The 14,805-nt window shown below is 35.8% G+C and carries 12 protein-coding genes; all 12 read left to right on the forward strand.

The window, feature by feature from the left end:
• The first annotated feature begins 83 nt into the window (after positions 1-83).
• The 12 genes from OQE68_RS23010 (at position 84) to OQE68_RS23065 (ending at position 14,789) form a co-directional block, all read left to right on the forward strand.
• Complete coding sequence (locus OQE68_RS23010; protein WP_180570789.1) at positions 84-5,483, forward strand: hypothetical protein; 5,400 nt, start codon at positions 84-86, stop codon at positions 5,481-5,483.
• Positions 5,423-7,387 (forward strand): LysM peptidoglycan-binding domain-containing protein, encoded by a 1,965-nt coding sequence (locus tag OQE68_RS23015; RefSeq protein WP_180570788.1) that lies wholly within the window; start codon positions 5,423-5,425, stop codon positions 7,385-7,387. The genes OQE68_RS23010 and OQE68_RS23015 overlap by 61 nt, the downstream gene beginning before the upstream one ends.
• A gap of 144 nt (positions 7,388-7,531) precedes the next feature.
• The gene (locus OQE68_RS23020; RefSeq protein ID WP_180570787.1) at positions 7,532-9,388 is read left to right on the forward strand and encodes a hypothetical protein; all 1,857 of its coding nucleotides are present in this window, start codon (positions 7,532-7,534) and stop codon (positions 9,386-9,388) included.
• A 36-nt stretch (positions 9,389-9,424) separates the two neighbouring features.
• A complete protein-coding gene (locus OQE68_RS23025) occupies positions 9,425-9,550 on the forward strand; it encodes a hypothetical protein (RefSeq protein WP_255491039.1) in 126 nt (41 codons plus the stop codon).
• Positions 9,551-10,385: 835 nt separating this feature from the next.
• Entirely contained in the window at positions 10,386-10,571 is a 186-nt protein-coding gene (locus OQE68_RS23030; protein ID WP_180570786.1) for a hypothetical protein, read from the forward strand.
• Between the two features lie 159 nt (positions 10,572-10,730).
• On the forward strand, positions 10,731-10,940 hold the full coding sequence (locus OQE68_RS23035; RefSeq protein WP_180570785.1) for a hypothetical protein: 210 nt from the start codon (positions 10,731-10,733) through the stop codon (positions 10,938-10,940).
• Between the two features lie 67 nt (positions 10,941-11,007).
• Positions 11,008-12,021, forward strand: coding sequence for a SctD/MshK family protein (locus OQE68_RS23040; protein ID WP_180570784.1), 1,014 nt, complete (start codon positions 11,008-11,010; stop codon positions 12,019-12,021).
• Between the two features lie 10 nt (positions 12,022-12,031).
• Positions 12,032-12,415 (forward strand): hypothetical protein, encoded by a 384-nt coding sequence (locus OQE68_RS23045; RefSeq protein WP_180570783.1) that lies wholly within the window; start codon positions 12,032-12,034, stop codon positions 12,413-12,415.
• A gap of 17 nt (positions 12,416-12,432) precedes the next feature.
• The gene (locus OQE68_RS23050) at positions 12,433-12,840 is read left to right on the forward strand and encodes a hypothetical protein (RefSeq protein WP_180570782.1); all 408 of its coding nucleotides are present in this window, start codon (positions 12,433-12,435) and stop codon (positions 12,838-12,840) included.
• Positions 12,837-13,580: a type III secretion system inner membrane ring lipoprotein SctJ gene (gene sctJ / locus OQE68_RS23055; protein WP_180570781.1), complete on the forward strand. Its 744-nt coding sequence runs from the start codon at positions 12,837-12,839 to the stop codon at positions 13,578-13,580. The genes OQE68_RS23050 and sctJ overlap by 4 nt, the downstream gene beginning before the upstream one ends.
• Positions 13,570-14,163 (forward strand): hypothetical protein, encoded by a 594-nt coding sequence (locus OQE68_RS23060; RefSeq protein ID WP_180570780.1) that lies wholly within the window; start codon positions 13,570-13,572, stop codon positions 14,161-14,163. Before sctJ ends, OQE68_RS23060 begins: the two co-directional genes overlap by 11 nt.
• Positions 14,163-14,789, forward strand: a complete 627-nt coding sequence (locus tag OQE68_RS23065) for an HrpE/YscL family type III secretion apparatus protein (RefSeq protein WP_180570779.1) — start codon at positions 14,163-14,165, stop codon at positions 14,787-14,789. Before OQE68_RS23060 ends, OQE68_RS23065 begins: the two co-directional genes overlap by 1 nt.
• Positions 14,790-14,805: the final 16 nt, after the last annotated feature.

The following is a 14,805-nucleotide window of genomic DNA, read 5'->3' on the forward strand; positions in this document are numbered from 1 at the left end:
AATTAACAATGGAGTAAAACTAATAAATTCATAATTACAAGACAATAACATAATAAACTGAACGGTTATTAGGAGCAAGCAGTATGTCTATGTCACCAATTGACCACCAACCTAATGGTAGTTTAACAACACAAAATGATATTGATGCTCCAGAAATCATTCATTCATCCCACCAGCGCCGTTCAACTCAATTAAAAAATAAAACAAAGAAATCCAGTAAAAACTTAAAAAGTATGAGTAACTTATGTTTTTCAAGTATTACTAAAGCAATCGCTTGTGAGCATAAAGAAGGCGAGTATCAAGAGAATAATCACAATAGTGCTAGTAAATCAGCAAAAGTTGATGCTCAATCAATAGCATTTTCACCAGTAGATAAAACTGAAAATAATGTATTAACCACTGATAGGGTTGCCTTTGATCCAGTAGCTATAAAAGGTGATAATAAAAAAATAATAATAAACTCTATAAAGCTATCAGAATTATTAAATCCAGTAAATATGCCAGTTATTTACTCTACGTCTGATGGTGGATTATATATTAGCGCCCTAAATAAAAATGAACAAAGAGTCGATCATTACTTAGGGAGTTCTCATGATATTTATTTGCAAGCGAGTCCTTTATTTCCCACTACAGCGATAGCATATAATTCTAAAGATCGTAGCTATTATTTTTCTAATGGCGGAAAAGAGTTATTAAAGCTGACAGAAAGTGGTGATCTTTGTCGAGTGAATAATTTCCATTGGGATTATAACAAGAATGGATATATTGGTGCACTTGCATTTCTAAATGATGGTACGGTAGTTGTTGGTACATACAAAAATCAATTTAGAGAAAGCCAACATGATCGGGAAACACTAACCGTCTTTCGATTAGATCCAAGCAAGTCTTGGTATGCTACGCGGGTTGATACTAACGCTGATGTAACTCAGTCTGGTGATATTGCAAGGGATATGGTCTTACGTGATGGGAAAGTGTTAATGCTATCCAGCCCCAACACACTCACATCAATAGATCCAATATCAGGGAAAGTAGAACAAGTAACACGCTTTACATCACCTCAAGGGCATAAATTAGGCATAATGGAACCTATTGCGCTATCAGCACTACGGGAAGGAAGTGATAATGCACTTTATGCGATTTCTTCAAACGGGAAAGGATATAAGGTTGATTTTGCTGCGGGTACCCTTGAGGAAACGGGTAAAACCTATAAGCGTGGCAAAGGCTACTATCTCACAGATGCTGAGTCGCCTGCTCGTCAGCCAGGGCAAGGCATTTCATGGTGGCAGCAGGCAAGGTGGGTACCTCATAGTGAGGAAAATACTAACCCCAACCCTGTTCGTTTACCAGATGTGTTAACAGTACCAGATGTTCAAGAAGTCGATGAGCAAGCCAATATACCTCATTCGCATTACCAAGAAATGAGGCGTAGGGTTCGTGCTTGGCAAAATCAACAGCGTGCTATCAGTAATTTGGATGCATTATTAAAACGGACGACGGATGCCGATAATCAGCAGTCGCAGCGTACTGAAGGCAAAACTGCTTGGGAAGAAGTTTGGAGTAGGATGTATCCTACCGGTTCTTTAAAAAATCTAGGTGTGAGCGTTGGCCCTTGGGATCAAAGTAGAACAGGCTCCCACTCAATTGGTAAACGAACGATTGCTGGCAAATTATTTGGTTATGCTGCATCCGCAAAAAATTTAATGCTGCCACTAAAAAACTTATTTTCTAGGCTGGATAAAAACTACCAGGCTAATTTAGAAAATAGTGTGAGTGATAGTAAAAAAATATTCAACAGTTATGTAGTACAGGAACAGTTGAGTCGATTGCTTGGTTTAAGATCTCCCCCAATACATGGTGATGCGAACCAAAAAGCGCTTTACAGTAAAGAGCTATCAGAAAAATTTAGTGCATTTATCAATACTATGCCTGAAGGCGCTAAGTTTACCCTAGGTTCTGAAGGAACAATTTCTTTAAAGTGGGGTACAACCTCAATAGTAGATATTATGGGTACAGGAATTAGCGATAACCTTAATATTGGTGCATTAGCTAAAACAGGCATTAAAGGTGATAATAGCATCGAGTTTGAAAAAGATGCTAATGGTATGAAAGTTACTATGGGAGCCAATGGAAAATTTGAAGGCTTAACCCTCGAAGTAGGGACTTATCAATTCACTAATAAAGTCGATAATGTTAATTACTTTGTAGCTCCCTATGCTGAAGGTGACTTAAAGTTATTTGAAACGACTAAAAAACTTAAAACAACCGCGTACCTTGAAAGTAATGATGTCACTAGCTTAATTGATATGTTGAGCAAGGGAGACAAAGCGTTAAACTTTGATTGGTTAGTAAACCATGGAAGGCGGAATCCTGAGGCTACCAAAGGAATTGATTTTAAACCGGTAGACTTGAGTGTAACAGGTGTTGTCGCTTCAGGTACAACAGATGTAGATTCACCTTTTCAAACCGGAGAACAAGGTGCTATTGGTTTAGGAAAGTCTGCTGGCTTAAAACTTGGTACAGGGATAGCAGCCTCAGGGAGTTATACATTTAAATGGGAAGCAAAAGCCAATGGTGAGTCTGATGACTTTTCAGTTAAATATAAGGGAGGAGAAGTTGATTGGGGTTTAAAAACAGCGTTTAGCCTCTGGTCTCGCTTAACAAAAATTACATATCCTGATTTCAGTGATAGCGTTTCAACAACATGGGGTGGCGGTGGTCACTCATTTTTGATTAGTGATCTGAAAGAAAAAATAAAAGACTATGTTGATGCAAAAAAAGCTGCAACGAACAATAATAATCCTAATGTAGATGAGTTGTCTAATAACAACAGATTCTATCATACTACAGGCAGTCTTAGTGGTAGTAACTTGGCTGATAGGGTTAACTATTACCCAGATCTTGATCAAGTAGTGAATAATGACCCAGACGCTATGTGGCGCTTAAAAAATGCACTTAAACATAAAGCAGAAGGTGCAACATTTATTAAAATAGAGCGAAAATTAAAAGATGATAAATGGCAGCAGGTGCAGCAGCTGTCATCTCAACGTGAAGGTTTTAATCAGCGTCTGATGGAGTTGAATGGCCGAATATCAAGTGATATTACAGATTCAGAAAAACAACACTTACAGCAACAAATAGAGCAAGTTGGTAAGGATATTTTAGAGGTCAAAACTAACATACAGAAAATATTAAATAATAAAGATAATTTTGCTGTTAGTGGTTATGAGGTAATGGAAACACGCAGTATTGAGCAAAAGCGTGGATTCAATGTCACCATAATTGGACTTGATAGCAAAAATAGCATGAAGCTGGTTAATTCGATATTTCGAGAGGAGATTGACCCAACAATTGGGATTTCGAGAATGACTAACGAGCAACGAGGAATCAGCTCGTTGGAGGAAAATAAAGGCAGAGCATTACAACTAGCCCGTGATGCAATGGGTAATGACTCTATTAAGCGTCGACAACAATTCAAAGCAAACCAAGAAACAATAGAAAAAATTCGGCAATTAGCGATAAATGGCTTGGCTTCTCCCCAAGAGTTAGCAGATCTTCAACGGTTTGACCGATATTTATCTAACTTGGGTAGCAATTTAGATATTTTAGAAACAGTTAAAACCACAAGTGTAGGTCAATCGAACTTTGAAAATGGGGAACTGCATGAAGTAATGGACCCTTATGCTACTGCGAGTGTAATACAAGAAGGTATTACTACGAACAATAAAGAAAATACAGCAGCTGGGTTTGTTATCCAACGGAAATTTACTATTAATAATGAAGACCGCTGGTTGCCCGCTTTCATTGTTACGCGCAATAGTAATGGACGTATAGAACTGCGCAATTCTCAAGGTAAGCTCATCGACCATCATCGTAATGTATTAGGTGATAACCGCTTCCGAAAAGTATTGGAGCAGTTTTTGAAAGGCGAAGGAGTCACTAATGAATATAAAGTACTTAAGGGTAAACCAAACTTTGTAGATGAGTTTAATAGTATAAAACAAAATAATTATGACCCTTCGTCTAGTTCAACAAAAATTGAAACTGAATTTGATCGATTACAACGAAGTGATCAAAAAGTTAAAATTGATTTAACCTTGGGAACCAATGCTTACCGAGGTTCAATTACTCAAGTGCTTGCTGATGGCCGGGTTATCACTGTTGATCGAGCAAGTGACGAAATTACCATTACACGCCGAAACCCAACTGAAGCTAACCCTGGCCAAGTCACAACAACTACTGAGCGAATATCAGGTAATGACCTGTATCAATCAATAGCAAATAAAATTGAACTTCAGCACAATACAAAAAATAATCAGCCTGTTTATGTAACAAAAGCAGAAGCTTATGCGTTGGATATTCATGTTAAAGAAACAGGAAGGCCTAGTTTCAAACCCATTACCACTACGACTGATTTCAGTACTAGCGCAGAGTTATCTTGGCGATTTGATAAAGCAGTAGCTGCCTTGTTACAGGATTCGGTCAATTTTGGTCGGAATCGCCAATTATTTTTAAAAGCATCCATTATTTCAGGGAATGGTTCTCCATTAACCAGTGATGAAGCAAAATTTGAAGCAAAAGTTGCTGAGCTATTGGGTACAACCAATGATTATGATGCTTTTTTAGGAAAGTTAAATGAATGGGCAAAAGGAAATAAGAGAGATATAGCTGAGGATATCAACAGAGAGTTACGTAATAGTCCAAATAGCTTGATAGAGCGTGTTAGTACTAATGATAAAGGTGAGTTTATCATTCACTACACTGAGGAAGGAAAAGGTAGGGTTGCAGCAAAAGATTTAGTCAATTATATCAATCATAGAGAGCCACAAGTAACGTTAACCAATAATGATCGCCACATGCTTGAAAGGTTAACTCAGAACTATCGGCGCAACATACAAATTGAAAATGTTGATGCGAATGGTAATCGAATAGGGGAAATAGAAAGCTTTGGTAAAAATACTAGTTCCCTACATGAACCAATTAACTTAATAAGAACTATAGATGCTCAAGGAAACGAGTTATTTAAGGTGAAATTTTCAGGACATGCTGCAGCTGTTAATGTACAACCCAGTGAAACACGCAGTGATGTAAATGCTTTATTCAGGGCATTTTACTGGGGTTTTAACGGAGAAAATGCTGGCATTAGGCCTCCAGAGTCTATCATACGTGTAGCACAGGAGTCGTTAACCAATGACATTTTGCGTAATCCTGGTAGTTCAATAAAAGATATAATTAATGACAAACAACCGATAACTGATTTTCAAGGCTTACGTCATCAGCTTGCTGCTGATTTACCTGAAAGCGTAGCCAATAAAGCTCAAACAATACTAGGTCGAGAGCAAGTTAATACAGATCTAGCTGATATTGTTCAACAACGGCGAGATCAACGTGATCGTACCTTAAAGAGTGGCTGGGGCAGCGAGCCATGTCTTTATATGGCACATTTGGTACTGCCAATGGCTTGCGATTATTTGGTACGAGTATAGCGCAAGGAACCTTTGATCCTAACAACCCGCTTGCATACTTACAAGCTTCATCCACTTTATTAGGAGCAACAGAGGAATTGTTGTCTGGAGCGGCAGATATTGGTGATATTGCCAAGCGCCTTAAATTACGCATGCCTAAAGGTACCAACGCAATGAAGCTAATGCGCTCAATGTTTGGTGGTTCAAAAGGTATGAAAGCATTGGGAGGCATAAGCAAACTAAGTAAGCTTGGCAAAGTAGCTGGCCCACTGAGTGTCGTCACCGGAGCGCTAGATATTGTCAATGGTGCGTTCAGTATTAAAGACGGTGTGCTACGGTTACGAGCAGGTGATGAATTAGCAAAATTTGATATTGCTTCAGGTAGTTTTGATGTGATTGCTGGTGGCCTGGGTATGGCGGCTGGAGTCATGTTATTAAATCCAGCCACAGCTCCTTTTGCACCTATTGTAGCGATTGGTGCATTAATTATGGGGGCCATTTCCCAATCGCTACAAGCAGCAAAAGCTATCAAAGAATATGAAAAAGAAGTAGGACCACTTTCAACAGGCGATAAAATTGGTTATGGGTTAGCTTCTTTCTTTGGCTTGGGCGATGTGACTAAGTGGGGAAAAAAACTGAAAGAAGTACGCCGCGAGAAAGCAATGACTGAGCGCAAAGAAATGATTGCTAATCAAAAAGAACTGATTGAGCAAGTATTTCGCATGTCAGGTGATATGAAAACAGATACCTCCGCGATGTACCCTGGAGCTGCTACCTATTTATACGGTCAACACCCCTCTATGAGAAAAATGACCCAAGCTGAGCTTGAAGCATCAAATAAAAAGTTAAAAGAGCTTGGGGTAAGTGATGAAGAAATTGAACGTCTCACACCAGATACGTTGGATGATGGCCCTGGAAGTATAATGACTGAAAAACGGGGTTTTGGTAGTGTAGAAAAAGCAATCTTTTATGATGTTAATGATGGTTTTGATCCTAATAATGCAAAGGGCTACCAGCGTGTTAACCAACAGACTGATACCCAACTTAGAGAAAATACAGGCTCAAGAACGTTAGCATTTGCTTATCGTGGTAGTGCTAAGGATCGCTTTGTAAATGGGTTTGAGGACAAATCAAATAGTTTTATTGCCACCGAAGCGGTTGGTCAAAGCTATTTTGGTAAAACAAAAGACGATTCCAGTGTATTTACAACAGGAAGATCGGCATTACTGATTGAAGGTAGGGAAAACTTACAAAGAGTCTTGCTAGAAGAAGCAAAATCAACAAATGATAAAGCACTAGAGAAGAATGTAAATTACTCATTTGACTGGATTTATGAGCGCGCTAATGGTGATGCTGCACAAGTTATTGCAGTATTTAAATCAGGTAAATTACCGAATCAAGCATACTGGGATAAGCTACATGAAATAGAAAATGATAAAACCATTGATAATACCTTACGCAATGATCGAAGGAATGCACTTAATAGAAGTCAAAGATCAGAGATAGTTGTTTTTAACGAAGTAGCACAAGACCAGTATGCTCTAAATGCAGCTAGGGTTTATTTAACTGAAAAACAATTAGGAAATGTAGGGGAAAGTATAACAAAATCTAGGCAGATTGATTTTCATGGTGATGAAGGTAGGGACTCCGTTTCATTTATATTGAATCCAGCCAATCCGCAAGATCGCACCCAAAAGAATAATCAAATTACAGTCACTGCTGGAGCTTCTGTTACCTACACTGTTAAGCCAGGTGACTCATGGTGGGGAATAACCCAACAATATTTTGGAGCAAATAATGGCCATAAATATGAAGCACTACAAGAGGTTAATCAACTAGCTGCTAAACGAGGGTTACAGCCTGGTGATGTGCTAAAAATCCCTATGGTTACTCATCAAGTGTCGCAGGGTGATACATGGTGGTAAATTGCGAGATCACACTATGGAGACGGAGAAAAATATAGGTTATTACAGCAAGCTAACGCCAATATAGTCAAAAAAGGTTTACAAGCGGGTGATGTTGTACATATTCCTCCTTCGACGGCTGCCCTGGGAGAAAAGACTAAAATTGTGATTAGTGAAAATGAGAGTGATTCTAGTTTAACAGCCACTGGTACTGAGAGTTTCATAATTCAGGGGAATCATAAAACAGGCACAATTGATGTTGATTTAAACACCCAACATGACGATTCATTGATTACTGGCAAAACATTTATGCTTGGAGGGTCTGACGTTGTAAAACTTAATACAGGTACAGGAAAAGACAATGTATTTCAAATAGAAAATGCTGAGTTTGCAATAATTAATGTTGGACATAGTAAATCAGCCTTTCTCCTGGGTAATCAAATTAAAGGTAATGTATTTTTTCATAATAAAAATGCTGAAGGCGATGACACAACTGTCATTGATATCTCTGCTTGGAAGTCGATAGAAGAATTGCGATTTGAGTTAAGTGATGGGCGATTGAAAGTGATTGATGCATTGTCAGAGCGAAGCTTATATATCGATGATAAATCAAGTGTGTTATTGATGGCGAAAGATAGTCAGGGGCGTGAGGTGACACTTGGCCAGGAACAAATAGAGTTACTACAATTGAACCAAAGACTTGCTGGTACAAATCTTATCGCTAATGATATTGAGTATATTCAAGGCAGTAAAGCTATCACGTTAGATGCAGAAGACTTTCAGTTACAGCTACGGGGTGAAGGTATAGCTACAATACAACGCTCTACAGCAAATCAGGATGTTCTATTTGTCGTCGATAAAGGTGTTCAGTTAAACTTAAGTGATATTCACAATGGCGATCGTTTTAAACTGAATGGTATCAAGTTTGAGAATACGGAGATTATTAATAATAGTATTAGTCACTCAGCAGTACAGCAGCCTTTAGTACAAATTGATGCTGCAAAAACCCTAGCTGCTAATTTGCAGTTTACCGTTGAGTATGATGATCAACTAGTAAGGTATTATACAGATGACGCTGGCCGACTAAGACTACAACCAACGACGCCACTAGCAACTGATACCGCACAGCAACAACAGCCTGCTGCTATGCTTAAAGGGGCTCGAGTGCTTAATAAATTGGATACTAGTATACCCGTATTATTCCAACATTACGTCAACGAATTATGGCGTTTACCCAATGGCTTGATTATTGATGCTAAAGCAGGAAAAGTATTTGATCAGCAAGGCTATCAATATAAGCATGCAACCTACGATGCAGAAAATAAAAAGATTACATATAGTACACAACATAATAATCAGCTTGAAATTGACTTTTCTAATCCTAACCAAGACAACATAAAATCAAGGATTGCACCTTTCGAAGCCGAAGTATTAGCTGATGGGCGTTGGTATTTTGCAAGTGATGAATATTCTGATCGCAGTGGTGGAAGAGTAACTGATAATTTTATTGTCGATCCACAAAATTGGCGTGTTTATGTCAGTCAATACGATTACGCTAATTTACAGTATAAGCAAGTAACGAGCACTGATGGTTTCTCTGAATACGCCTGGTTTAGTCATCAAGGGATGAATAGAGTAAATGATGACCCTGTTAAATATCTTTGGTTTCGTTACGATGGTGCCAGAGGGAAACATTTGATTATTGATTCGGCTACTGGCCCTGGTTATCTATATAGTAATGAAAAGGTTGTAGGATTAACACCAGACCAGTTTTATAAGACCATTTTTAACGCGAAACATGGCAACTTAGACAAAGGACGATTTGAGTCCTTACCTGGTGATGGATCAGCTGATCGACCAGAAAAAATGTTCCTTTATAGTCGATGGGTACCTGGCCATGATGATAAATACCTAACAGATGCTTACTATAAGGATAAGCCAGAGTTAGCGAAAGTCTTGAAATACTTTTATCAAGATATTAAAGAAAAGGGTGTAACGACTGAAGAATACATGAAAAGGTAATGTTTGCTCTGACTGAAGATAGCAGATCGTTGACTGATGGAAGCTAATCAACAATCAGCAGCGCAATGGGATCAGCTGGTCCCTATTACTGACTATTTATTGCACTTTGGTTTAAATCCTGACTTGGCATTGGTTATTAAACAGCTGATTTTAAACAGATAATCGCGTGCTTACCAAATAAACATTATGTGCGTTCAGTAAACACCATTCAACAGTTAGCTAACCAAGCTGGTTGGAACTTGTCGATAACAAATTTGGATAACGAAACTCTGCTTGTATTGAAAGGCACTAAAAATGGTGTATAAAGCCTCAATGTAGTGTTGGTTCCTTGTATACCCGTTGTGAATTATGTTTAGGTTTTGTTATCGTCGCTCTACACCCCAGTCACCTATTTCTATCGTCTCATGGGGCTTCGTTACTCGATGGTCTCACCTAAAAATCCTTCGCATTGGTATAGATAAGTGTTAGTGAAAAATAGTGGCTACAATAACACAGTGATATCTGTTAACTGCGTCATCAGTTTATTAGTATTATCATTTTTTTGTGTGGGTAAAAAGCGTGTTAGTCTTTGAAGATACAGCAAGCTAATTTATATAGAAATAATAATGTCATACTTAGCTAATACAGTTACTACAAAGTAGGAGACTGCTGATAAACATTCTGAATTACTAATAAAGTTTGGTAGGATGAGTTCTTTTCTTATTTAGGCATATGTAATAACAGCCAAAAATGTATAGTCAAACTAGCAATTAAATCTATATTGTCTGCGGAATATATAAAGTATATAAAAATCAATAGGTTGGTTTGTTTTAAGTTTTTTTTGAAAAATAATATGTAGTCTCTTTAAAGAATAAGAGCTTGCATTTTAATATTTTGGTGCGCGGGTTTAAAAAATAAAATATCATGATTTTAAATAATGAAAATTTACTCAAATATGCGTTGATTCATAGTATTTCATTAGAAGCATGACATAGTATACCTAAGTAGGAGGTTTCTTATGTTTCAAACAGAAGAGTTATCAGACAAAAAAATAAGTAAATTAGCTATTGATAAATTAGCTGAAGAACTAAAAACAATTGCAGAGATTGAAAGGGGAGGGATGTCACCAAAAGAAAAGAAAAAAATAACGAGTATTAAAAAAGCATATAATGCATCTAAAAAAATTTTGGAAAAAATGAATTAGTTGTGATACAAATTTAGTGTGCAGTATGTGCGCAAATCTAAGTGTGGTGTATATGGGTTAAACAATGGATTGGTAACTATATAAAAAGGAGAGAATTCATATATATCGAGCAGATAATTAAATCTACTTAGAATTAATTATAAATTTGGAGACAAGAACATGCCTACTTTAGAAAATGCATCAAGCCAATTTAATCAGTCACAACAAGCAGCATTAGATATGATGGCGTTACAGGATGCAAACGCTGCAGCTCAAATTAAAAGAGCTGCTCAAATGCAAATTGCAAAGTCAAAAGCTGATCAAGCAAGACAGTTTGCACAAGCTGCTATGGCAGTATTAGGACAAACAGGTAATATGAGGATTAACTAAAATTAATAAGAGCAGTACTTATGTACTGCTCTTATTTTTCTAATCAATAAATAAGGTTGGAAAATTTATGGAATTTACAGCTTATTATAAAGATAATCTAATCAATAAAATTAAATTGAAAGGTGGTGAATTTAAAATAGGCTGTGACTTAAATAGTGATATTATCTTATCAGGTCTTAAAGGTAAGTATCGATTAAAAATTGGAAATGAAGGTGTAGAGTTATATGCTGATAAGCTTTTATCTAAAAATAAAAAATATATAAAATATAATTTAGAAAATTACATTGTCACTGTTAAGATTGGAAAGGAGTCTAAGAGTCAATTACAGAAAAAATACTCTTTAAATGATGGCCATAATATTAAAAATATCTTAAGTAAAAGGCTATTGTGCGCTTTGCTTGCTATACCCTTGATATTTGTTACAACAGTATTTTCTGATATTGGTGGTAGCCAGTACAGAGTAAATAGTTCGGGCATTGAAAGTGTAAGTTATTTTGATAATAGTGCCTTGGTTAAATCATTAAATATTTTGTTAAAACAATATGAAAATAATCTAAGTATTGATTATATAAGTGAAAGCCAAGTGGTACTCTCTGGGTTTATATATAAACAAGAAGAGCTTAAGGAAATTATCAACTATATCAGTAAAGATCTTGGTATTGAAAATATTCAAGTAGATAGAGTGCATTCTATAAGTAAGATAAACAGTTTTCTACTTAAATTATTAAAAAATCATAAAATAGAGAGTTTTATAGAGATTGATTATAAATTAGGGCAGTTTTTAGCTTATGTGCCGCACAATGAAATAAATAGTAAGTTGGTTTCTGAAATATTGAGAACTATAGAAGTAAAATACGAAATTAATAATATTGATATGGTTGTGCCTGACTTGAATAAGTTGGTTTTTGAGGAGCTAAAGCTGATTTCAACTTGGGGAGGGAATAAACCTTATATTAAGTTGTCCGATAAGGTTAAATATAGTGTTAGAGAAACCCTTCCATCAGGGTGGAAGCTAGATAGTATTAAACAAAAAAAACTACAATTTGTTAAGAAAGATAAGAAAATTACACTGGTAATTTAAGGTGCATGTCATGACTCAGGTTAGTTACGAAATACCAGAAAATATTCGAGAGTTAATTGTCAAAGTAGCATTCAAGGCAATTGAAAATGGTTGTATTGATGAGGCGAAATCTATTTTAGATGCACTGGCAAAAAATTATCCATTATCAGCAGCTAGTGATATAGGATATGCATTAATAGAAATAATGAACAGTAATTTCTCTAAAGCTATTCGCATATTAAAAAATACACTTGAAAAATCAATTAACTGTTTAGAAGAAGCAAGAATTGTTCTGCTTTATGCGATGGTTGCTTCTGGAAAAGTAAACGAGGCTAAGTATGAGGCAAAAAATATGCTGGAAGGAAAGTTAGTTAGCAAAGACAATATCAAAATTATTTTTGCTGAGATGGGATAGCTAAAAAAGAGGGTGTTATGATTCCAATTGCCAGTGAAGTAGATCTCACTAAAGCTGAGCTACAAATTGCTTCAAATAGAGAAATATCTTATAAATCCATGGGTGATTTCAATGGGTTAAATGAGATAAACAAAATTGAAGCTTTGCCAAAACTTTACAGGTTTCTTTCAAGTTCTCTGCCACTTAGCATGAATGACATCTTTAATAACTATAAAAAACAAGCAGCCAAATGGATAGGAATGATCGAGAGTAATGATAATATTCCAGAGAGTTATAAAGAGGAAATAATTAATAATATAAAATTTTCAGAGAAAGTTGTTTTGGAAAATTATAGTTACTCGAAAAAAATGGCTAACCTTGCTTTTTGTAAAAACTTAGTAAGTGGTATTTCAACAAAAATAAATGAGCTTACAAGAGTATCATGAGAATAAAGATATACTTTCTATTGTTACTATTTTTGCTGTATGGCTGTGATAAAGAACTTGTTACTGGGCTTACAGAAAGGGAAGCTAATGAAGTTTCGGTCACACTTTTTAAACATAATATAAATTCTGAAGTGGTTTCCACAAAAAAGCTGGGAATAAAAATTTTAGTTGAAAAAGATGACTTTATAAAGGCTTCAATGGTATTAAAACGCTATGGACTACCAAAAAAGAAATATGCAAGTATTGGTGATGTATTTAAGAAAGACGGTTTAATTTCTAGTCAAATGGAAGAAAAAAATAGAACGGTATATGCATTAAGTGAGGAACTGAGCCATACTATTTCGATGATTGATGGAGTGGTAGAGGCACGTGTTCATATAGTGATTAATGATAAAAAGAAACGTTATTCAAAAGAGACTAAAGTACCAAATACTGCCTCAGTTATGATAAAAGCATTGCCTAAGTATAATGTTAACCATTACGTACCTCAGATAAAGCAAATGGTAGCAAAAAGTATCACTGGAGTAATATACAAGAATGTGGCTGTTACAGTATTTCCTTATATAACTGAAACTAATACCGGTGAGATGGGTATAGTAGCAAGTAATGAAAGTAATGAAAGTAATGGAAGGAGCACAGGCGTAAACTTATTAATCACACTGCTAGTTATGTGCTCTATTGTAGGTATATCTTTACTTGGGTTTCGACTATATGAACAGAATTTTGCCCATGGAAAGTAAAGTTGTTGACTTAAACTTTCGACCAATTAGTTACTCTCATACCAATGAGCTAGCTAAAGTTGCTTGTCGGCATTATAAAATCAATAGCGCTTTGCATAAACGCTTACTAAATGATGAAATATACATAAGAGATTTATCTCTCTATATTAATAAAAAAGTTTATAATAATCAGTTTTTTTACAGTTTTGATAATAAGCTGGAGCTGAAGCTAACCCTGGAATCACGAAGTTTTATTGTTAAAGCTTTTTATATGGCAGCTTTGCGTAATTACTATAATTCACTTTGTGCTGTTATGGACAAAAATAAACTGATAGCTCTCAATAAGCTTATCACAGAAGATGATTTATCACTTATCATTAGTAACCCACCAAAACAAAAAATTAAGAAAATTGTTAGAGACCACTTTACCTTAAGGCGACAGCTTTACGCTATGTTGTGTGAAATGATGAGCACATGGTTATTAATGTTACCCAATCCTTTATCAGTACGTATGAAATTAAAGTTTCCTCATCGTTATTTTTGTTCAAGTTTTTGTAATCAAAGCCAATATTTTGATAACTTATACTGGGTGCTGGATAGATAATGACTTTACAAGTTATAAAAAGTAATGAGTATAATAAAATTATTACCTCACAACAGATTGCGGATAAAATAAAGTTAGAATTAGATAATAAAATTGAGCAGGCAAGAGGGCAAGCTCAACAACTGATAGCTGAAGCACAAGAACAAGCCCAGCAGCTTAAACAGCAGGCTTACTATGATGCCTATACTCATGCCTATGAGCATATGGTAAATGAAATGCTAACTAGTAAATTAATGAAGCAATCACTAATTACTTCAGCTATTCCTTTTTTTGAAGCGCTTATAAAACAATTACATCACAAAATGATTGGAACACTTGAGGTATCTGCCAGGATTAATAAGGTGCTTCATGATGAGCTCACTAGTTTGCTTAGAGCAAATGAGGTAACGATAGTGGTTCACCCTGATACACTTGCTGAAGCTAAAACTAATTTGCAGTCTGCTGAAAATCCTATTTGTAAAGGATTATTCTTTAAGACCGATATCAACTTAAAGCCAAATGAGTTTATTATTCAGACCAAAGACATGACAATTGTTGCCGATAATGCTTCTCAAACGCAACTATTGAATCAAGTATTAGAGCGTGCAAAACAGCAGTTGAGTCAAGCAACCAATAATAATATTTGAATTTCTATTATTAGAG

Source organism: Spartinivicinus marinus, assembly GCF_026309355.1.
Lineage (GTDB): Bacteria > Pseudomonadota > Gammaproteobacteria > Pseudomonadales > Zooshikellaceae > Spartinivicinus > Spartinivicinus marinus.